Origin of the sequence: Methylocella silvestris, from assembly GCF_002891535.1 — a bacterium.
In the GTDB taxonomy this organism is placed as follows: Bacteria; Pseudomonadota; Alphaproteobacteria; order Rhizobiales; family Beijerinckiaceae; genus Methylocapsa; species Methylocapsa silvestris_A.
The window spans coordinates 25,996-46,498 of sequence record NZ_PDZR01000015.1; the positions used below are offsets into that span (position 1 = coordinate 25,996).

A 20,503-nucleotide genomic window follows, 5' to 3' on the forward strand; every position below is an offset into this window, starting at 1 on the left:
GAACGGAAATGGCGCGAGTGGCAGTAGTAAGCGGCGGATCGCGGGGAATAGGCGCGGCTGTCAGCACGGCTTTGAAGGCGGCTGGGTATTCTGTCGCGGCGACCTATGCGGGCAATGACGCCGCCGCCACGAAATTCAAGGCGGAGACGGGTATCCCCGTCTACAAATGGGACGTCTCGAACTACAAGCAATGCGCCGAGGGTCTAAAGCAGGTGGAGGCGGATCTAGGTCCGGTTGACATCCTCGTCAACAACGCCGGCATCACCCGCGATTCGGCGTTCCATAAAATGACGCCGGAGCAATGGTTCGAGGTGATCAACACCAATCTGAACTCGCTGTTCAACATGACCCGTCCGGTCATCGAGGGCATGCGCGAGCGCGGCTTTGGGCGGATTGTCAATATTTCGTCGATCAACGGCCAGAAGGGCCAGTTCGGCCAGACCAATTATTCCGCGGCGAAAGCGGGCGACCTTGGCTTCACCAAGGCGCTGGCGCAGGAGAGCGCCGGCAAGGGCGTCACCGTGAACGCCATCTGCCCCGGTTATATCGGGACGGAAATGGTCAAGGCCGTGCCGAAGGAAGTCCTCGAAAAATCAATCCTGCCGCAGATCCCGGTGCGCCGGCTCGGCGAGCCCGAGGAGATCGCGCGCTGCGTCCTGTTCCTCGTGTCGGACGATGCGGGGTTCATCACCGGATCGACTCTGAGCGCCAACGGCGGCCAGTATATGGCGTGACGTTTTAGAGGAGCCGTCTTCGCCCGCGGGTCGCGCAGCAGCGCGGGAAGGGGGCTCCGGCAACAAAAATCTCCGCCGGCGCGGCTCAAGGCGCGATGCGTCGGCGAAGGTCAGCATTCAATCCTGCTTCTGGAGCGCCGATGCAGCGTAAACGGCCAGAATCCGCCGCCGTGGCGGCGCGATGAGCGTAGGGACGGGCGGCCGGCGCCTTGAACGCCTGTTGCTTGCCGTGCTGACCCTTTATGGTCTGGCGCTCATTGTTCCGGATTTTTATCGGCTGGCGCGTCCGCTCGGCTCTTTCGGCTTCTTTGCAAACAATGACGGCCTGATTTTCGACGTGAAGGGACCCTTCGCGGAGGAGTCGGCGTCGCCGGCGTGGCAGGCGGGATTGCGGGTCGGCGATCGAATCGACTTGCCGAAGATGCGCTGCATTCCGGTCGATACGAACACTTGTGCGACCATGCTCGCGGCGCGCGGAGGCCAGCAACGGGTCATGCCGGGCCGGGTCGGCGCGCTTTGGCTGGCGGAAGGATCGCCCCGAGCGGGGGAGAGGATCGATCTTGCCGCGCGGACGCCCCCGTCGAATTGGCTGCTAGACCTCATCGTCTTTCTCGACCAGGGCGCTGGCGCGCTTTTCCTCCTTGGCGCCGCATGGCTGGTGTGGATCCGGCCTGGACCGATGACCTGGGGCTTCTTCATCTATGCCGTCCAGTTCAATCCTGGACAGGAATTCGAATTTTACGCAAGACTTCAGCAATGGCCCGCGGCCTTGCTTGCGCAGGAAGTCGCCAGCGGCTTGTTCCAGGCGGCCGGGTACGCAGGCTTCATCCTCTTTGCCCTGCGCGCGCCGACAGGCCGCATCGAGACGCAATGGCGGCCTCTCGAGCGCGCGCTGCCGGCTTTGACGATCGCTCTTGGCGCTATCTCCGTGCTCGCTGTCGGAAGCGCCTTTGGCTATCGGACAGAAGTGCTGACGCGGATCGTTTTGATCGCGGGTCTTTTCGTCAGCGTTCTTGTGCTCTTCATCCTGCTTGCGCGGCGAAAAGATCTCGAGCCGCAAGATTTCCAGCGTTTGCGCTGGGTGATCTGGGGCTGTCTCATTGGTCTTCCCGCCTGCGTGGTGGCGTCGCTTGCGCAGTCAACCTCGCTGATCGAATTCTCGCTCACGGAAGACGCGATCGGCTTGCTTTTCCTGATCAACGGCATTCTTGGCATATTCGTTGTCGAGGCGATCCGCCGGCCGAGGGTGATCAATGTCTCGATCCCGTTGCGGCGCGCCACCGTGCTGGGACTGTTGTTGAGCGCGCCGGCGCTGTTCCTGCACGGCCAGATCGAAGAGCTCCACGACTGGATCCACCTTCCGGCCTGGGCCTCGCTCGTGATCGCCTCCATTCTCCTTTTTGCAATTTCACGCCTGCATGAACATGGCGTGCGCCTCCTCGAAGGCCTGTTTGACCCTGACCGGCGCGGCGCGGAGGCGCGCTTTGCGCAAATGGAAAGAGCTATTCTTGCCGCAAGAAGCGCCGACGAAATCGATCGGCTTCTGACCGAGGGTCCGGCTCGCGCGCTCGCCCTCTCGTCGGCGGCCGTGTATCGCAGCGATGGCGACCAAATGCGGCGCTATGAAAACGGCGTCGGATGGACGCCGGAGATGGCGGTCGTGCTCGATCCGAACGCCCCCCTTCTGGCGGGAAAGACGATCGGTCCTTCCTTCGAGATCGATCCCGAACGGACGCGGCAGAGCGATTTTCCGCAAGGGCCGCAGCAGCCGGCGCTGGCGTTGCCTGTCGCCGACGCGCTGCGGTGCTTTGCCGTCGCGCTTTATGGCGCGCAGACGTCTGGCGCCAGTCTCGATGGCGCTGATCGCCATGCGCTCGAAAAGCTTGCGGCGGCGGCCTCCGCCGCTTATGCGCGGGTCGAACGCGAAGCGCTCCGCGCGCGAATCGCCGCGCTTGAAACGCAGGCGTCCACCGGGACGGCTCCGGCCTCGGGAGCGCTAGGCTGACTGGGCGGCTCGCTGCGGCAAAGTAAGCGCCCGGCGCGGGTCCGGGCGCTTCTCAATTAAACGTAAAGCTTGCCGCCGCCATCGACAAATTCGGCGCTCTTTTCAGCCATGCCCTTTTCGCGCTCCATCGCGGCGACCTCGTCGCGAATATCCTGCGTGATCTTCATCGAGCAGAATTGCGGCCCGCACATCGAGCAGAAATGCGCGGTCTTGTGCGCATCCTTCGGCAGCGTCTCGTCATGGAACTGCCGCGCCGTGTCAGGATCGAGCCCGAGATTGAACTGATCCTCCCAGCGGAAGTCGAATCTTGCGCGCGACAGCGCATCGTCGCGCAGCTGCGCCGCCGGGTGGCCCTTGGCGAGATCGCCGGCATGGGCGGCGATGCGGTAGGTGATGACGCCTGTCTTGACGTCGTCGCGATCGGGCAGGCCGAGATGCTCCTTCGGCGTCACATAGCAGAGCATGGCGCAGCCGAACCAGCCGATCATCGCGGCGCCGATGCCGGACGTAATATGATCATAGCCCGGCGCGATGTCCGTCGTCAGCGGCCCGAGCGTATAGAATGGCGCCTCGTGGCATTCCTTCAGCTGCTTTTCCATGTTGATCTTGATCTTGTGCATCGGCACATGGCCCGGCCCTTCGATCATCACCTGGCAGCCCTTGTTCCAGGCGATTTTCGTGAGCTCGCCGAGCGTCTCCAGTTCGGCGAATTGCGCGCGATCATTGGCGTCGGCGATGGAGCCCGGACGCAAGCCATCGCCAAGCGAGAAGGAGACGTCATAGGCGCGCATGACGTCGCACAGCTCGTCGAAGCGTTCGTAGAGGAAGCTCTCCTTGTGATGGGCGAGGCACCAGCGCGCCATGATCGAGCCGCCGCGCGAAACGATGCCCGTGGTCCGCTTCGCCGTCAGCGGAATATAGCCAAGCCGCACGCCGGCGTGGATCGTGAAATAATCGACGCCCTGTTCGGCCTGTTCGATCAGCGTGTCGCGGAACAGCTCGAACGTCAGTTTGGTCGGATCGCCATTGACCTTCTCCAGCGCCTGATAGATCGGCACGGTGCCGATCGGCACGGGAGAGTTGCGGATGATCCAGTCGCGGATGTTGTGGATGTTGCGGCCCGTCGACAAATCCATGACCGTGTCGGCGCCCCAGCGGATCGCCCACACCATCTTCTCGACCTCTTCGGCGACAGAGGACGTCACCGCCGAATTGCCGATGTTGGCGTTGACCTTCACAAGAAAATTGCGGCCGATGATCATCGGCTCAAGCTCGGAATGGTTGATGTTGGCGGGGATGATGGCGCGGCCGCGGGCGATTTCGTCGCGCACGAATTCCGGCGTGATGAAGGCCGGAATCGACGCGCCGAAACTTTCGCCGTCGGCGATTTTCGCTTCGGCGCCCTCCAGCATCGCCTCGCGGCCGAGATTTTCCCGGGCCGCGACATAGATCATTTCTTCGGTGATGACGCCTGCGCGCGCAAATTCATATTGCGTGACGAGCGCGCCGTCGCGGCCCTTGCGTGGCGACGTGTTGGCGGGGCAGGGCGGCGCGAGGCGGTCGGGCGACACCGAGCCATTGTCTTCCGGCTGAACCGGTCGTCCCGAATAGAAGTCGAGCCCGGCGCGCCGCGCCAGCCACGGGTCGCGGATCCGCCGCAATCCGGCGGAAAGATCGATCGCAGGCTCGGATTCCGTGTAGGGGCCGGAGGCGTCATAGACGCGCACCGGCGGCTCCTTCGCGGACGGATCGAGCGTGATCTCGCGCAGCGGCACGGCGATGTCGGAGAGCCCGTCGGGATGCACATAGATCTTGCGCGAGCCGGCCATGGGACCCGCGGTCACGCTTTCCGGACGAAGACCCTTCGGCTTGTCGTGAATGTTCATCTCGCTCCTCCGCGCTGTTGTTTTGTCGTTTTCTGGCAGGAGGCGGATGCTCGGAGCGATAAACGGGACGCTCTTTGCTAAGATGCCGATCCCTGCGCTGGCATTATCCAGATTCAGGTTCGATGGGTGTGATCTCAGCCGCCGTCTCCGGCAGCACCCCAAGGCGAAATGCGAACCTAGCGCGCGACGCCTCCGGCTGCAAGCTGATTTGATCTGGCGCAAAAGGCGTAGGGCGCCGACGAGAATTTTATCGTGATCTAGGCAATAGTGCTGATGGCCAAGACCCTTAGGGGCGGATAAAGCCAAGTGAAAATCAAACATTTGCCGGGAGCGCGAGCCATTGAGCGGGTTTGGACGCATTGAGAGTCAAAAACGGCGTTCGAAGATGACGAGCGCCGTGGCCGCGGCGTCGCTGATCGACATGATTGGCTTTACGGGCTCGGGCTATCCTAGGGCCGTTCCGACCATCCTCGCCGAGCGGGCCAGCGCGCGCGTCTCGACCGGCGGCCCAGGCGATTTCGCGCGCATGGCCGATCCGCGCGGCCTTTCGCCAAGGCAGAGCGCCCGCGGAATCTTTCATTACTCGGCCCATCCGGACTACGGGTCGGCGCTTTTCGACTATTTTGCCCGGGCCGAGGCGGCATCTTACGGGCGACATGCTCCCTGTTTGCTTGACGAGGCGCTCTCCTGGCGTCAGCGCTTCATCAAGACAGGGACGATGCGCGCATGATTTCTCGCGCGACCGACGAGCGCTTCATGCGCATGGCGCTGAAAGAAGCGGCGCTTGGCGATTTTCCCTTTGGCGCGTTGATCGTGAAAGATGGCGAGGCAATCTCCACCGGCCGCAATCTCGGCGAGACCAATGATGATCCGACGGCGCATGCGGAAATGGTGGCGCTGCGCGGCGTCATCGCCGCCTATGGCTCCGCACGGCTGAGGGATTCGACGCTGTACGCGACCGGCGAGCCTTGCCCGATGTGCATGGGCGCCATCATCTGGTGCGGCGTCGGACGGCTGGTCTATGCCGCCTCGATCGAGCAATTGGCGCAGCGGATCGGACAGATCGATGCGCCGTGCCGTGATCTTGCCCGCCGGGCGCGCTTTGCCGAGATTTGCATCGAGGGAGGCCTTTTGGCCGATGAGGCTCTCGCCCTGTTCGACTAGATCAAATTCACGCGCTCCCGCAGAAGCGGGAACGGCGCGAACCAACGAGACAATCTGGAGGGAGGATCAAATGGCGAAGGCCATATTCGTCGAAGCCGGTGGCGGGTTTGACCACGTGGTGGTTGGCGCGAGCGAGGCCGCCGCGCCAAAGAGCGGCGAAATAACCGTAAAACTGCATGCCTGCTCGCTGAACTACCATGACTACGTGGTTGTGAGCGGCGTTTGGGGGCCGTCCGAGCGGCGCATTCCGATGGCCGACGGCGCCGGCGAAGTCTCCGCCGTCGGCCCCGATGTGACCGAATTCGCCGTTGGCGATCATGTCGTCAGCACCTTCTTTCCGACCTGGCTCAGCGACGCGCCGATCGTCGACAGCTTCGCCACGGTTCCCGGCGACGGCGTCGATGGCTACGCGCGCGAGATTGTCACGCTCCCGGCGACGGCCTTCACCCATGCGCCGAAAGGCTACAGCCACGCCGAGGCGGCGACCTTGACCACTGCCGGCCTGACGGCGTGGCGCGCGCTCTTTGTCGACGACAGGCTCAAACCCGGAGACATCGTTCTTGTGCAGGGGACCGGCGGCGTCTCGATCTTCGCGCTGCAATTTGCAAAGCTTGCGGGCGCGAGCGTCATCGCAACGTCATCGAGCGATGAAAAACTCGAACGGCTCAAGGCGATGGGCGCGGATCATGTGATCAACTACAAGACTGACGCGGCCTGGGGGGAGACGGCGCGCAAGCTCACGGGCGGGCGCGGCGTCGACCACGTCGTCGAGGTCGGCGGCCCGGCGACGCTCGAACAATCCATGGCGGCCGCGCGCGTCGGCGGCCTTATTTCGGTGATCGGCATCCTGACCGGCGTCGCCGGCGAGTTCCCGCTGCTGCCGGCGCTGGTCCGGCAATTGCGCCTGCAGGGGTTGATCGTCGGCAGCCGCAAGCATCAAATCGAGATGATTCGCGCCATCGACGCCACCGGCATGAAGCCGGTCATCGACAAAAGCTTTGCGCTGGAGGAAATCGTCGCGGCCTTTCGCCATCAGGAAAGCAACAGACATTTCGGCAAGATCTGCTTGAGCTTTTGATGGTGCCGGGCGTGGCCCGCCGCCCGGCTTTCACATGAGGAGGAGGAAGATCGGCGCGATCAACGCGGTCGCGACCGCGTTCAGCCCCATCGCGATGCCCGAAAACGTGCCGGCGACGGAATCCACGCTAAAGGCGCGGGCGGTGCCGATGCCGTGCGACACGAGGCCAACGGCAAACCCGCGCGCGGCGAAGTTGCGGATGCGCATGGCGTTCATCAGGGGCGTCACCATGACTGCTCCGATGATGCCTGTGGAGATCACCAGCACGGCGGTGAGGGCCGGAACGCCGCCGAGCTGCTCGGAGATCGCCATGGCTACCGCCGCGGTCACCGATTTCGGCGCGAGCGAGGCGAGAATATCGCGCGGCAATCCGAACGCAAGCGCGATCGCCAGCGTCGACACAAGGGCCGTCGCCGATCCGACGAGGAGAGCTGCGGCCATCGGCAGCAGATTGCGCCGCACCAGCGGCCAGTTGCGATAGAGCGGCAAGGCGAGCGCGACCGTCGCCGGCCCCAGCAGAAAATGCACGAATTGCGCGCCGTTGAAATAGACCTTGTAGTCGGTTCCGGTCAGCATCAGCAGCGTCGCGACAAAGATGACGGCGATCAGCACCGGATTGGCCAGCGGGTTGCGATTCGTAAGACGCGACAGCGCGTCCGCCGCCAGAAAGGCGAGCAGGGTGATGCTCAGCCACAAAAGCGGCGTCGTCGAAAGATAGACCCAAAGGTTGAAGGGCGCCGTCATGGCTTCGCCTCCCCGGCGGCCCCGTCGACCCAGCGGGCGACAGCGAGGAAGACAAGAACAGTGACGATGAGCGTGATCGCCGTCGATCCGATCAGAACGACCGCGATGGCGAGACCGTGATCTTCGATCAGCTTGAGGTGTTGCACCACGCCGACCCCGGCCGGCACGAACAGCAGCGCGAGATTTTGCAAAAGCCCGTCGGAAACGCGCCCGACGTCGCTTTCGCCGACCGCCGCCCGATCGGTTCCGCTGACGCGCTGGTAAAGCTGCAGGCTGGCGAAAAGCAGAACGAGGCCGAGCACGGGGCCGGGCACCGGCAACGCCAGAGCGCGCGAAAACGCCTCGCCCGCAAGCTGGCATAAAAGGAGCAAGACGAATCCGCGCACCATGGCAGGCGCTCCCCTCTTTGCGCCCGCCGACCGGAGCGGGACTTTGGCTGCGTTAAAACGTGAGGATCCTTGTGTCGCGGGCAAGCGATGTTTAAAGAACGCAGCTTGGCGAAAGCCGCATGTAACGCCAGCGCGCCATCGCGGACGGAGCGCGCAATATAGCAGCTGCGCCGTCCGCGCCGATAGGCTCGCAAGGCGCGATGGCGCTCATTTTCAGGGCCGTCGTTGATGAAATTAAAGCGGGTCAGCTGATTGCCGATGGCGGAAACGTTTCCGGAGAAATACGCGGCGGCATTGCGCGACTGGGCGCCGATCGCGCTCTGGATCGCGGCTTTCGCTATTGCCGATCGCTGGTTCGACCTCCCGATCGTCTTTTCGGCTCCTGCGGCGTTTCTCGGCGCCCTCATCTACGGCTATTTTGCCCGCGAGCGATCGAAGCGCCGAAGGGCCGATTTGATGGAGGAAGCCGCCGCCGCCTGGGAGGAGGTCGAAGCCGCCGCGCGTGACGTCCAGGAAGCCGAGAGCACAAGCGCCGCGGCCGCGGTGATCGCGCAGCGCGGCGAGGCTTATGCCGCTGCGCTCGATCGATCGGCGATCGTGGCCCGGCGGCTCGCCGATTACGACGCGCGTCGCAAGGGTGGTTGAATGTGAGGCGGCCCGCCGTAAAACCTCCGGCCGCGGGGAACCTGCAAAGGACGACGCGAAGCTTAGTGCGGCCTGAAAAAGATTAGCTGGCCGATGGTTAGAAGAATCTCGGCGACGATCAGGATGACGATCGTCGCCTCGAGCCGCGTCGCGCGGTCGGCGTCGAGGATGTCGGTCAGGATTCGCGCGGTCTCGACGATCATGTCGAGCTTGTTCTTCAAGGTTTCGGCGCGTTCCTTCAGCTCATATTCGTCTTCGAGGCGCGCGTAGAGGCGCTCAAGATCGGGCCGGTCCCAAAGAACGTCGGGCTTTTCCTCGACGGCGACCCGGCCTGAGACGCGATGCTGCACCAGCAGCGTCTGTCCGATCAGCTTCAGCATGGACCGGCGCCTCCAGGGTGGCCGTCCTGTGCGGGCGAGGCTCGCCGCAAAGGGTTCGACGATGTCGAACACAGCGTTGACCTCGCGCTCATCGCGTCCGAGCGAGACGCTTTTGGCGAGCGCGTCGGCGACGACGAGAAGGCGCTCCGGCGCCGCGTCCTTCATCGCGATCGAGCCCGCGGGTTCGATCCTGTCGTCGAACTGGGGCGCGATTTCGAGGACGACCATTTCATCGTCGATGTGTTCGTGCCGTCCCGAAACGCGCAGTTTCACCTGCGTCAGGACATCGTCTTCCTCCAGCGGCGAGAGGCCGATCATGACGGCGACGCCGAAGCGGTAGAGCGCGACGAGGCCGTTGGCGCCGGCGTGGAAGGCGAGCGGATTTGTCGAGATTGTGTCGGAGCGCTCGAGCCCGGCGGCGTCGATGCGGTCGCCGAGCAGGAGGGCTCGGGCGGTCAAGCGGCGCACATCCGCGGCGGCGGGGAGGGGTCGATCAGAATTGGTCATGACTTGAGCCTAGCGCTCTTTCCGGCCGGATGAAATCGTCCGACGATTCAGAAATAACGCCAGATCAATGGTTTGAAGAGACGCCGCCGGCGCAGGCCTTTTGCGAACGCCGACGCCTCCGCCACCTGAGCGGCGCGATTGTCCAAAGCAGTAGCGGTATTACATGACATTTTTGTGCGGCGCGCAATTGCATCGGCGCTCAAGGTCGCTTTGCTTCATTCCGTCGCCCCCAATCGCCGCGCGAGATCGCTGATGTCGGCGGCGACGAAGTCCGTCTGGATCTCCGGCGCACGCTCGCCCTTTCCGCCGGGTCCGAACTCGAGCGGCCGGGCGATATGCGCGGTCCTGAGGCCGCAGGCGGCCGCAGCGGCAAGATCATCGCTGTGCGCGGCGACCATCAAACAGGCCGACGGCGGCAAGTCTAACGCTGCCGCGGCGCTGAGATAAACCTCCGGCGCCGGCTTGTAGGCGCAGGCGATCTCTGCGCCGAGGATGGCGTCGAAGGGAAAGCCGTTGCGGCGCGCCAGCGCCACGAGAAGCGAAATATTGCCGTTCGACACCGGCGCGATCAGGAACGCCTCACGCAAGGCACCGAGCCCAGCCGCGACGTCCGGCCATGCGTCGAGCCGGCGCCAGGCGAGATTGAGTTCACCCAGCGCGGCCTCGGGGGCTCCGCCAAGGCCAAAGCGCGGCAGAATGCGATCGAGGTTGCGGCGATGGATCAGATCGAGCTTGGCGAAGGCGATCCGCCCGGAGCGGACTTCTTCCATGCCGGTCTGGTACTCGCCGCGCCAGGCGTCGGCGAAGGCCGGCCAATCGAGGCGATAGCCAAGCGGCGCCAGAAGGGCTTCGGCCTCCCGCGCGACGCCGCCGCGCCAATCGACCAGCGTGCCGAAGACGTCGAAAAAGAGCGCCTTGACGTTTAAATTGAGCGGCGTCGCGTCGGACACGAAAAATCCCCGAAAGCTGGCGGCCTTAACGCTTAGCGCCGGGGCGGATCGGCCGCGCGCGGAAAGATCATTGACGCCAAGCCGGCCCTCGGCTATAGACCGGCCTCCTATTTGAGGAATAAACGTGAAGTTTTCTCTCATCGTAACTTGCGCGTCGGGGTCGGGACGGAGATAAACTCCGAGTTCCCGAGCTGGCGCGCGTCCCGAGGCCCTTAGGGGCCTTTTTTATTGTCCGCAAGCCAGCGCCGCGCAGGAGGCGTGAGGGCTTAAGGCCTTGTCGAAGGTCCGATCGGCCGAAGATCGGAATTCTATTCCGGAGCTGAGCATGTCGAATTTGATCACCGGAGCCGAGATGGTCGTGCGGGCGCTGCAGGACCAGGGCGTCGACAGTATTTTCGGCTATCCGGGCGGCGCGGTGCTGCCGATCTACGACGCCTTGTTTCATCAGAACCAGATCGTTCACGTACTGGTGCGCCATGAGCAGGGCGCCGCGCACGCGGCGGAAGGCTATGCCCGCTCCAGCGGCAAGGTCGGCGTCGTCCTCGTGACCTCGGGACCCGGCGCAACCAACGCCGTCACGGGCCTCACCGATGCGCTGATGGACTCGATCCCGCTGGTTTGCATCACCGGCCAGGTGCCGACGCATCTCATCGGCTCCGACGCGTTCCAGGAATGCGACACGGTCGGCATCACGCGCCATTGCACCAAGCATAATTATCTGGTGCGCTCGATCGAGGATCTGCCGCGTGTGCTGCATGAGGCGTTTTACGTCGCGCAAACGGGTCGGCCGGGTCCCGTCGTCATCGATATTCCGAAAGACATTCAATTCGCGCTGGGCGATTATTTCGGCCCGCACAAAATCGAGCACAAGACCTATAAGCCGAGGCTTGACGGCGACGCCGAGAAGATCGAGCACGCCGTCACCATGATGCTGGCGGCGCGGCGGCCGGTTTTTTACACGGGTGGCGGCGTCGTCAATTCCGGGCCGGAAGCCTCGCGGCTGCTGCGCGAATTCGTCGAACTGACCGGCTTTCCGATCACCTCGACGCTGATGGGCCTTGGCTCCTATCCGGCCTCGGGCGACAAATGGCTTGGCATGCTTGGCATGCACGGGACCTTCGAGGCCAATAACGCCATGCATGATTGCGATCTCATGATCGCCGTCGGCTCGCGTTTCGATGATCGCATCACCGGCCGGCTCGACGCCTTCTCGCCCGGCTCGAAGAAGATCCACATCGACATCGATCCCTCCTCGATCAACAAGAACGTCAAGATCGATCTCGGCATTATCGGCGATTGCGCGCATGTGCTGCGGCAGATGTTAGATGCCTATCGCGCGCGGAAATCCGCGCCCGACGAGGCCGCGCTGACGCGCTGGTGGCAGGAGATCGACAAATGGCGCGCCCGGAAGTCGCTGTCCTTCAAGCAGTCGGGCGCGGTGATCAAGCCGCAATATGCGGTACAGCGCCTCTATGAGCTGACGAAGAACCGCGACGCCTACATCACGACGGAAGTCGGCCAGCATCAGATGTGGGCGGCGCAGCACTATCATTTCGAAGAGCCGAACCGCTGGATGACCAGCGGCGGCCTCGGCACGATGGGCTACGGCCTGCCGGCGGCGATCGGCGCGCAGATCGCCCATCCGGGCGCGCTCGTCGTCGACATCGCCGGCGAAGCTTCGATCCTGATGAATATTCAGGAGCTGTCGACCGCCATACAATTCCGTTTGCCGGTCAAGATCTTCATCCTCAACAATGAATATATGGGGATGGTCAGGCAATGGCAGGAATTGCTGCACGGCGGGCGTCTGTCGCAGAGCTATTCGGAGGCGCTCCCTGATTTCGTCAAGCTCGCCGAAGCCTATGGCGCGCAGGGCATCCGCTGCTCGGATCCCGCAAGTCTTGATGGCGCCATTATCGAGATGATCGAATCGCCCCGCACCGTGGTGTTCGATTGTATCGTCGACAAGACCGAAAACTGTCTGCCGATGATTCCCTCGGGCAAGGCGCATAATGAAATGCTGATGCCCGACGAAGACGATATCGAGGCCGTGATCGACGCGGCCGGCAAGATGCTGGTTTGAGAGACATGAACGCCGTGACCGCTCCCCCCTCCGCGCCGCTTTCGCCCTATTCCTCGGCCATCGGCAAATCCAACATCGAGACGCATACGCTCTCGGTGCTGGTCGATAATGAGCCGGGCGTGCTCGCGCGCGTCGTCGGCTTGTTTTCCGGCCGCGGCTACAACATCGAGAGCCTGACCGTCGCCGAGGTCGTGCAGGCCGAGCATCTGTCGCGCATCACCATTGTGACGACCGGCACGCCGGTCGCGATCGAACAGATCGGCCATCAGCTGGAGCGGCTCGTGCCGATCCACAAGGTGACCGATTTGACCCTGCGCGGCGATTCCGTCGAGCGTGAGCTGGCGATGATCAAGGTCGCCGGAAGGGGCCAGGACCGCGAGGAGGCGCTGCGGCTCGCCGACGCCTTCCGCGCGCGAGTCGTTGACGCTTCCATTGAAAGCTTCGTTTTCGAGCTCACCGGCGCCGCCGCGAAAATCAACCAGTTCGTCGAGCTGATGCGGCCGATCGGCCTCGTCGAGGTTTCGCGCACCGGCGTCGCCGCGATCGCACGCGGCCCGCAGGCGATGTGAGCTTTGCGGTTGCTTTGACAAAGCGGCGCGGGCGCTTAAAAAGCCCGTCATTCTATTCGTAGATCGTCCGCAACGCTTGCGGCAGTTTTTGAGGAAACGTCACGTCATGCGCGTCTATTATGATCGGGATGCCGACATCAATCTCATCAAGTCGAAGAAGGTCGCCATTGTCGGTTATGGCAGCCAGGGCCACGCGCATGCGTTGAACCTCCGCGATTCCGGCGTCAAGGATGTCTGCGTCGCGTTGCGTGAGGGCTCGGCCACGGCGGCGAAGGCGGCGGGCGAGGGCCTCAAGGTTCTCAGTGTGGCCGACGCCGCCAAATGGGCCGATGTCGTGATGATGCTGACTCCCGACGAATTGCAGGGCGACATCTACAGCGAACATCTGGCGCCGAACCTCAAGCAGGGCGCCGCGCTGTTGTTTGCGCACGGCCTCAACATCCACTTCAACCTGATCGAGCCGCGCAAGGATCTCGACGTCGCCATGGTTGCCCCAAAAGGCCCGGGCCATACGGTGCGATCGGAATATAAGCGCGGGGGCGGCGTGCCCTGCCTCATCGCCATCGCGCAGGACGCCTCCGGCAACGCCCATGACATCGCGCTTTCCTACGCCTCGGCGATCGGCGGCGGGCGCGCGGGCATCATCGAGACAACCTTCCGCGAAGAATGCGAGACGGATCTGTTCGGTGAGCAGGTCGTGCTCTGCGGCGGCCTCGTCGAGCTGATCCGGGGCGGCTTCGAGACGCTGGTCGAGGCCGGCTATGCGCCGGAAATGGCCTATTTCGAATGCCTGCATGAAGTGAAGCTGATCGTCGACCTCATCTATGAGGGCGGCATCGCCAACATGAATTATTCGATCTCGAACACCGCCGAATATGGCGAATATGTCACCGGCCCGCGCATCGTCACGCCGGAGACGAAAGCCGAAATGAAGCGCGTCTTGACCGACATCCAGTCGGGCAAATTCACAAGAGACTGGATGCTGGAGAACAAGGTCAACCAGACCTCGTTCAAGGCGACGCGGGCCAAGGCGGCCTCGCATCAGATCGAGGAAGTCGGCGCAAAGCTCCGCGCCATGATGCCCTGGATCGGCGCCAACAAGCTGGTGGACAAGGCGAAGAACTGAGGGTGGAAGGGGCGTACCCGAAATGACGGCGTGGAATAGAGCCGCCTCAAGGCGCAAGCCGAGTTCAATTACGGGCTTGGCACCGAGATACTGTTCCTATTCGTCGCTCCCGGCAATAGTGGTGCGGTGAGGTGCACGGTCGAGAACTCGTTCGGAGCAGACGGACTAAAGTATGTTTTTCGCCTTAGTAACATGCCCTGACGAATTTCGGAACTCTTGCCATGTCGCTACGGATGATAAGGGACGTGCTAAAAGCCAGAGAAGTCCTGACGCATTGCTCCCTCTGCGGGCGGGCCTTTGCGCGTTTTCCTTCAGATGAAGAGCATATTTTTCCGCGATGGCTTCAACACCACCACGAGCTTTGGAACCGGAAGCTCAATATTCCGAATTTCCTAGGCAAGCGTTACAAGACCGTCAAAATCACAATTTGTCAGCGGTGCAATGGCACGACTTTTGGTGCCCTTGAGACGCGCCTTGCGCCGCTTCTTACCAACGGTGACCCATTCACTAGCATCGTCACGGTCTGCGACGCTGAACTTGCAGTCTGGCTTGGAAAAATTTTCTGGCTGCTCATCCGCAAGAGTCATTCCGTTATCGATTATAGAACTCGGGGCTTGCCGAAACCGGGGCGCATTATCCCCGATGAATTGTTCCCGGGCACGCTTTATCTCGGAATGATGCAGCGCGCATTTGCTACGGGAAAGGGGTTCGAATCATGCTTTAATAACGATCTACTTATTCCCGAGTTATTTTGTGGTGCTCCGTTTTCGCTCTACCGTTTTCGTATAGATACCCGTGACAATCGATTTGAAGCCTTCGATTTCATGGACAATCCGGCAACCTTGGGAGTTGCTTTTCGTAGCGACAATCTCGGTATCATATGTATTTTCGATGGCGGCTTGCACCGACGCTTTCGCCAACATTGGTACGAGTTTTTAGCCGGTCACGCGCTCCATCCGCTACAGTTTGCGGAAGTTGCCGCGCGCATAATCTATGATCAGACTGTTCTTCATGAGGATGCGACGAGGGTAACTTACTATTGGAATAAGGCGCTTAATGCCATTGTTTCGCAAATGCATACGCCGCGATATTTTAATCCGTACTTGGAAGTGCATCACGATCCAAAACGGCAAGCGGACTTGATCGCGCGCTTCACTTTTAATGATCCTTCCTGGATTCTTCGCCCAGACGGTAGCATGGTGACCTGCCTGCACGATTTAAATGGTGATTTTCTGCGCTTTGCAGTGACCGATGAGGAATTGGCTGCGGCCCGGGCCGATCCCAATCAGATTGTATTTGGCCCCATGAATAGCGACTGGCGCGTCAGCGAGCATGGGCCGAGCAGTAGCGGGTCTGCCTAAAGTCCTACGGACTTTGGGTCGCGGAGGCGCAAAATCAAACCTCAATAAGCTACTCATTGCGAGTCTGGTCGTCTTTAGCTGCACGTAATTCCCCAGCCACTTCTCAATGCGATGCAGGTACAGGCCACTACGCCGCCTTCTGGTAATCCTTGATGTCCGAAAAAATCACCTCGGGCCATTTGTCCTGTTCATATTTCAGATCCCACGCCGACGCGGCCATGAAGACGGGGGCGCCGTCGAGGTCGAGCGCCATTGACGAGGGATGTGCGCGGATGAATTTGTCGAGTTCGGGGGCAGGCGCCGTGATCCAGCGGCAGGACTCGAAGCGGCTCTGCTCGAAGCTGACGCCTAACCCATATTCGGCCTCAAGCCGCTCGGCCAGCACGTCGAGCTGCAGCGCGCCGACGACGCCGACGATGGCGCCGGAGCCGTCGTTCGGCAGAAACAGCTGCACGACGCCTTCCTCGCCCATCTGGCTCAAGGCTTCGCGCAGCTTCTTCGCCTTCATCGCGTCGCCGATTTTCACGCGACGCAGGATTTCCGGGGCAAAGCTCGGCACGCCGCGAAAGACAAGATCCTCGCCCTCGGTCAGCGTGTCGCCGATGCGCAGCGTGCCATGGTTGGGGATGCCGACGACATCGCCGGCATAGGCTTCCTCGGCGAGCTGGCGGTCCTGCGCGAAGAAGAATTGCGGCGCATTAAGCGCGATGTTCTTGCCGGTCCGCACCAGCTTCGCCTTCATGCCGCGCCGCAGTTTTCCCGAGCAGACGCGCATGAAGGCGATGCGGTCGCGGTGGTTCGGATCCATGTTCGCCTGGATCTTGAAGACGAAGCCGGTCATCTTGTCTTCGCGCGCATCGACTTTTCGCGAGGCGGCTTCCAACCCCTGCGGCGGCGGCGCGAATTCGCCGAGCGCGTCGATGAGGTCACGTACGCCGAAATTGCGCAGCGCGCTGCCGAAAAAGGTCGGCGTCAGATGGCCTTCGAGAAACGCCTTGCGGTCGAAATGCTTGAGCCCGCCGCGCGCGAGTTCGATCTGCTCGCGCACGGTTTCGAATTCGGATTCGCCAAGCAGACTTTTGATGAACGGGTCGTCGGGGCCGGAGACCGCGACCGGCTCGCCGTCGCGGTCGATCTGGCGCACGATATTGCGCGCAAGGTCGAAGGTGCCCCTGAAGCCGCGGCCGGAGCCGAGCGGCCAGGTCATCGGTGCGACGTCGAGGGCGAGCGTCTTTTCAATCTCGTCGATGAGATCGAACGGGTCGCGCGTCTCGCGGTCGAGCTTGTTGATGAAGGTGATGATCGGGATGTCGCGCAGGCGGCAGACCTCGAACAGTTTTCGCGTGCGCGCCTCGATGCCCTTGGCCGCGTCGATCACCATGATGGCGGAATCGACCGCCGTCAGCGTACGATAGGTGTCTTCGGAGAAATCCTCATGGCCCGGCGTGTCGAGCAGATTATAGACGCAGCCGCCATATTCGAAGGTCATCACGGAGGTGACGACAGAGATGCCGCGCTCGCGCTCGATGCCCATCCAGTCGGAGCGGGTCTGGCGGCGGTTCGCCTTGGCGCGCACTTCGCCGGCGAGCTGGATCGCGCCGCCGAACAGCAGCAGCTTTTCGGTGAGCGTCGTCTTGCCGGCGTCGGGGTGGGAGATGATGGCGAAAGTGCGCCGGCGCGCCACGGGGTCTTTAAGCTGGGGGTCGGAAGCGTTCATAGGTTTGCTACGTCGCAAGGGGCGCTCGCGATGTCAATTGTTTCGGGGCGCCTGGAACAGCGCCGCGGAAACGGGCATTGACGGGGCGTAAATCGAGGAGAGCGGCCATGCCGCAACCGGATTCCGACGATCCGTTCGATCTGCGCCGTTTCGTCGAGGCCCAGGAGGGCGTCTTCGCGCGGGCCTGCGCGGAGCTCCAGCGCGGGCGCAAGGCGACGCATTGGATGTGGTTCATCTTTCCGCAGATCGCCGGGCTCGGATCGAGCGCCATGGCGCAGCGCTATGCGATGTCCGGGCGCGCCGAGGCGCAAGCCTATCTGCGCCACATGATTCTGGGGCCGCGGCTCAAAAGCTGCGCCGAAATCGTCAACGCGCTCGAAGGCGGCTCGGCGGCGGAGATTTTCGGCTATCCCGACATGCTGAAATTCCAGTCTTCGATGACGCTGTTCGCCGCAACGGCGGAGGACAATCGCGTTTTCCTCGAGGCTTTGCGCAAATATTTCGGCGGCGGGCAGGATCAGGCGACGCTGGAGCGGCTGTGACGCCGTGGCCTCAAGCCTTCGGCCAGAGCGCGAAGAAATGGTGGGTTGGCCCGTGGCCTTCTCCCGTTCCGACATTCAGGGCGCCCGCGGCGCCGAGCGCGCCGGTGAGATAGGCTTTGGCGGCGGCGACGGCGTCGAGAAGCGGCAGGCCGCGGCCGAGAAAAGCGGCGATCGCCGAAGACAGCGTGCATCCCGTGCCATGGGTGTTGCGCGTTTTGACGCGCGGCGCTGAGAGAATTTCCTCGGTTGCGCCGTCGAGGAAAAAATCCTCCGATGTCTCGCCCCCGGCGTCGCCGCCCTTGATCAGCACGGCTTTGGCGCCGAGCCGAACGAGGCGGTCCGCCGCCTCGCGCATCTGCGCCGGACCTAACGGGCGCGGCGCGTCGGAGAGGCGCCTCGCCTCACTGAGGTTGGGCGTCACGAGGCTCGCGAGCGGGAACAGGCGGGCGACGATCGCCTGTTCGACGCCCTCGCTGGCGAGCGCGTCGCCGCTTGTCGCGACCAGCACCGGATCCAGCACGATCGCGGGCGGCTTGTAAAAAGCCAGCCGATCGGCCACGGCCTCGACGACGGCCGCCGAGCCGAGCATGCCGATTTTGACCGCCGCGACCGCGATATCGTCAAATATCGCGTCGATCTGAGCCGCGACGAAATCGGCTGGCGGCACATGGACCGCCCTGACGCCGCGCGTGTTCTGCGCCGTCAGCGCCGTGATCGCCGCCATGCCGTAACAGCCGAGCGCCGAAAATGTCTTGAGATCGGCCTGAATCCCCGCGCCGCCGCTTGGGTCTGAGCCGGCGATCGAAAGAATGTTGGGCGTCATATCGTTGCTTCCTGCTGACGGGCCATGCGTCAGCGCCGCAGCGGAGCCGGCTTCGCGCGGCCGCGTCCGCGGTGGCGGAACGGCGCGAAAAGAATTTGCCAGGCGCCGAAACCAGCCACGAAACCAAGCCCGCCGAGCGCGAAACCCTCGCCCGTCACCGGAACCGCAGGCTCGAAGCTGGCATAGGCCCGGCGCGCGATCAAGGGATCGAAGTCGGCGGCAAGCGCCGTCAAGCGTCCGATCGGCCCCGATTGCGCCATGGCTTGGTTAGAGCGCGTCAGTTTCTGGAGTCGCTCGGAAACATCCTTCATCTGGCTGCCGCGGTCGCGTACGAATTCGTCTGTGCTGGCGCGCAGCCGCGCAATCCCTTCGTCCTCGCTGAGGCCCTGGCGCGCGCTGTCGTCGTCGAAGGTTGTGACGATCGCCTGCAATTCGTCGATCGCGCCGCCAAGCCTTTGACGATATTGTTGGGCGTATTCGGGGATTTGCGACGCGGCGACGCCGGTCGCTATCCCGAAGCATAGAGCGAGCCTTGACCGCAGCATTGCTCACCCCTGTGGCGCTTGTACGCCGGTAAGATAGGCGCCGGGGTCAACAAGGTCCAGTCGCGGCGCGACGCGGGGGGCCGACGCGCCGCGAAACTGTCAGGTCGGGTCTTCGCGATGCAGATCGTGCAGGGTCACGCCCTTCGTCAAAGAGGAGCGCCGCAGCCATTCGGGATGGCGCAGGGTGCGCAACGTGTCCTCATAGCCGGAGTCCCAATGCTCGCGCATCGAGGTGCCGGAGAATTCATAGTCGCGCGCATGGCCTTCGTAATTCTTATGCTGGTAGATCAGCTGGACGATATTGACGATGGCCGGCTTTTCCGCCTGCGCGATCAATTCGCGTTCGCCGGGCAGCAGCAGTTCCGGCGGAATGCGCTTCAGGGCGTCGACAAGCTGTGTCTTGAGCTTGTAGATGCGCGCAAATGTGTCGGTGTTCTGCCGCGTGCGGCTTGAATAGACGATCTCCTTGTGACGCGTCAGAACGTCGGACATCTGCCGGGGCAGCACCCCCCGCGCGCTGAACAGATCGACCTGGAACACGAGGGATGACAGATGTTCCTCCTGATCGAGCAAATATTGCAGCGGCGTGTTGGAAACGATGCCGCCGTCCCAATAGTATTCGCCCTCGATCTTCACCGCGGGAAGCGCCGGCGGCAACGCGCCGGACGCCATGATGTGCTCCGGCCCAATGCGCTGCTTTTGCGTATCGAAATAGACAAAGTTTCCCGTGCGCACATTGACCGCGCCGACGCTCAGCCGTTTGCGTCCGTCGTTCAGAAGGTCAAAGTCGATCAGGCTTTCGAGCGTCGCTTTCAAAGCTGCAGAATCGTAATAGCTGGTTGCGCCGTCGGAGCCCGGAAATTGCAGCCACGGGCTCGTCCTGCGAGGCTGGAAAAAGCCCGGCTGCCCCATCAGCAGCGTGAACAGCGAGCTTGTCTGGTTGCGCAGATCCCGAAAATGATCGCCCTGCGGCGTGTAGCTCCAGATTTTGCGGCCGGACACGGTATTCCAGAAGGCCTCAAGGTTCTTGAGGCGCGAGATCGGCGTGTTGCCGGCGATGATCGCCGAATTGATCGCGCCGATCGAGACGCCGGAAATCCAGTTCGGCTCGACGCCGGCTTCGCTCAGCGCCTGGAACACGCCGATCTGATAGGCGCCCAGCGCGCCGCCGCCCTGGAGCACGAGGGCGACGCGATCATAGGCGCGCGAGATCGCCGCGATGTCTTCTGTTCTTGGCGCGCGGGTGGGCGTCATC

Annotated in this window: 20 protein-coding genes and 1 riboswitch; of the genes, 11 read left to right on the forward strand and 9 right to left on the reverse strand. The window is 62.8% G+C overall.

Translation table 11 applies throughout. From position 1 onward, the window contains the following. Positions 1–8 precede the first annotated feature (8 nt). The gene (locus CR492_RS13180; RefSeq protein ID WP_102844207.1) at positions 9–734 is read left to right on the forward strand and encodes a beta-ketoacyl-ACP reductase; all 726 of its coding nucleotides are present in this window, start codon (positions 9–11) and stop codon (positions 732–734) included. Positions 735–915: 181 nt separating this feature from the next. Beyond that, entirely contained in the window at positions 916–2,739 is a 1,824-nt protein-coding gene (locus CR492_RS13185; protein WP_102844208.1) for a hypothetical protein, read from the forward strand. A 56-nt stretch (positions 2,740–2,795) separates the two neighbouring features. Here CR492_RS13185 and thiC read toward each other — a convergent pair whose 3' ends face one another. After that, positions 2,796–4,625 carry a phosphomethylpyrimidine synthase ThiC gene (thiC, locus tag CR492_RS13190; RefSeq protein WP_102844209.1) on the reverse strand — a complete coding sequence of 610 codons (1,830 nt, stop codon included), beginning with the start codon at positions 4,623–4,625 and terminating at the stop codon, positions 2,796–2,798. A 71-nt stretch (positions 4,626–4,696) separates the two neighbouring features. Continuing rightward, positions 4,697–4,796: riboswitch (TPP riboswitch) on the reverse strand. Positions 4,797–5,010: 214 nt separating this feature from the next. On the opposite strand from thiC, the gene CR492_RS13195 reads away from it, so the two are divergent. From CR492_RS13195 to CR492_RS13205, 3 genes are all read left to right on the forward strand, one after another. Next, positions 5,011–5,355, forward strand: coding sequence for a hypothetical protein (locus tag CR492_RS13195; RefSeq protein WP_102844210.1), 345 nt, complete (start codon positions 5,011–5,013; stop codon positions 5,353–5,355). Next, positions 5,352–5,789, forward strand: a complete 438-nt coding sequence (locus CR492_RS13200; RefSeq protein WP_102844211.1) for a nucleoside deaminase — start codon at positions 5,352–5,354, stop codon at positions 5,787–5,789. Before CR492_RS13195 ends, CR492_RS13200 begins: the two co-directional genes overlap by 4 nt. Before the next feature lie 70 nt (positions 5,790–5,859). After that, positions 5,860–6,867 carry a zinc-dependent alcohol dehydrogenase family protein gene (locus CR492_RS13205; RefSeq protein WP_102844212.1) on the forward strand — a complete coding sequence of 336 codons (1,008 nt, stop codon included), beginning with the start codon at positions 5,860–5,862 and terminating at the stop codon, positions 6,865–6,867. A 30-nt stretch (positions 6,868–6,897) separates the two neighbouring features. Here CR492_RS13205 and CR492_RS13210 read toward each other — a convergent pair whose 3' ends face one another. Next, positions 6,898–7,611 (reverse strand): LrgB family protein, encoded by a 714-nt coding sequence (locus CR492_RS13210; protein WP_102844213.1) that lies wholly within the window; start codon positions 7,609–7,611, stop codon positions 6,898–6,900. Continuing rightward, the gene (locus tag CR492_RS13215; protein WP_102844214.1) at positions 7,608–8,000 is read right to left on the reverse strand and encodes a CidA/LrgA family protein; all 393 of its coding nucleotides are present in this window, start codon (positions 7,998–8,000) and stop codon (positions 7,608–7,610) included. Before CR492_RS13215 ends, CR492_RS13210 begins: the two co-directional genes overlap by 4 nt. 258 nt (positions 8,001–8,258) lie before the next feature. Between CR492_RS13215 and CR492_RS13220 the strand changes: the two genes are divergently transcribed. Next, on the forward strand, positions 8,259–8,645 hold the full coding sequence (locus CR492_RS13220; RefSeq protein WP_102844215.1) for a hypothetical protein: 387 nt from the start codon (positions 8,259–8,261) through the stop codon (positions 8,643–8,645). 62 nt (positions 8,646–8,707) lie between these two features. Here the strand turns inward: CR492_RS13220 and CR492_RS13225 are convergent, their stop codons facing one another. Both CR492_RS13225 and CR492_RS13230 read right to left on the reverse strand, forming a co-directional pair. Then, complete coding sequence (locus CR492_RS13225; RefSeq protein WP_102844216.1) at positions 8,708–9,532, reverse strand: RMD1 family protein; 825 nt, start codon at positions 9,530–9,532, stop codon at positions 8,708–8,710. A 215-nt stretch (positions 9,533–9,747) separates the two neighbouring features. Then, positions 9,748–10,482 carry a haloacid dehalogenase type II gene (locus CR492_RS13230; RefSeq protein ID WP_245412074.1) on the reverse strand — a complete coding sequence of 245 codons (735 nt, stop codon included), beginning with the start codon at positions 10,480–10,482 and terminating at the stop codon, positions 9,748–9,750. A 325-nt stretch (positions 10,483–10,807) separates the two neighbouring features. Between CR492_RS13230 and CR492_RS13235 the strand changes: the two genes are divergently transcribed. The 4 genes from CR492_RS13235 (at position 10,808) to CR492_RS13250 (ending at position 15,621) form a co-directional block, all read left to right on the forward strand. Further along, on the forward strand, positions 10,808–12,565 hold the full coding sequence (locus tag CR492_RS13235) for an acetolactate synthase 3 large subunit (protein ID WP_102844269.1): 1,758 nt from the start codon (positions 10,808–10,810) through the stop codon (positions 12,563–12,565). 5 nt (positions 12,566–12,570) lie between these two features. Further along, positions 12,571–13,134: an acetolactate synthase small subunit gene (gene ilvN, locus CR492_RS13240; protein WP_102844218.1), complete on the forward strand. Its 564-nt coding sequence runs from the start codon at positions 12,571–12,573 to the stop codon at positions 13,132–13,134. A gap of 106 nt (positions 13,135–13,240) precedes the next feature. Next, positions 13,241–14,260 (forward strand): ketol-acid reductoisomerase, encoded by a 1,020-nt coding sequence (ilvC, locus tag CR492_RS13245; protein ID WP_102844219.1) that lies wholly within the window; start codon positions 13,241–13,243, stop codon positions 14,258–14,260. Positions 14,261–14,481: 221 nt separating this feature from the next. Continuing rightward, a complete protein-coding gene (locus tag CR492_RS13250; RefSeq protein WP_146030261.1) occupies positions 14,482–15,621 on the forward strand; it encodes a hypothetical protein in 1,140 nt (379 codons plus the stop codon). Positions 15,622–15,748: 127 nt separating this feature from the next. On the opposite strand, the gene CR492_RS13255 is transcribed toward CR492_RS13250, so the two are convergent. Next, positions 15,749–17,338 (reverse strand): peptide chain release factor 3, encoded by a 1,590-nt coding sequence (locus CR492_RS13255; RefSeq protein ID WP_102844221.1) that lies wholly within the window; start codon positions 17,336–17,338, stop codon positions 15,749–15,751. Positions 17,339–17,445: 107 nt separating this feature from the next. Between CR492_RS13255 and CR492_RS13260 the strand changes: the two genes are divergently transcribed. Further along, positions 17,446–17,880, forward strand: a complete 435-nt coding sequence (locus tag CR492_RS13260) for a DUF1810 domain-containing protein (RefSeq protein ID WP_102844222.1) — start codon at positions 17,446–17,448, stop codon at positions 17,878–17,880. Between the two features lie 10 nt (positions 17,881–17,890). On the opposite strand, the gene thiD is transcribed toward CR492_RS13260, so the two are convergent. The 3 genes from thiD to CR492_RS13275 all read right to left on the reverse strand — a co-directional run bounded on the left by thiD (position 17,891) and on the right by CR492_RS13275 (position 20,502). Then, the gene (gene thiD / locus CR492_RS13265; RefSeq protein ID WP_102844223.1) at positions 17,891–18,703 is read right to left on the reverse strand and encodes a bifunctional hydroxymethylpyrimidine kinase/phosphomethylpyrimidine kinase; all 813 of its coding nucleotides are present in this window, start codon (positions 18,701–18,703) and stop codon (positions 17,891–17,893) included. A gap of 29 nt (positions 18,704–18,732) precedes the next feature. Continuing rightward, positions 18,733–19,248, reverse strand: coding sequence for a DUF2937 family protein (locus CR492_RS13270; RefSeq protein WP_102844224.1), 516 nt, complete (start codon positions 19,246–19,248; stop codon positions 18,733–18,735). Positions 19,249–19,347: 99 nt separating this feature from the next. Further along, a complete protein-coding gene (locus CR492_RS13275; protein WP_102844270.1) occupies positions 19,348–20,502 on the reverse strand; it encodes a patatin-like phospholipase family protein in 1,155 nt (384 codons plus the stop codon). Position 20,503: the final 1 nt, after the last annotated feature.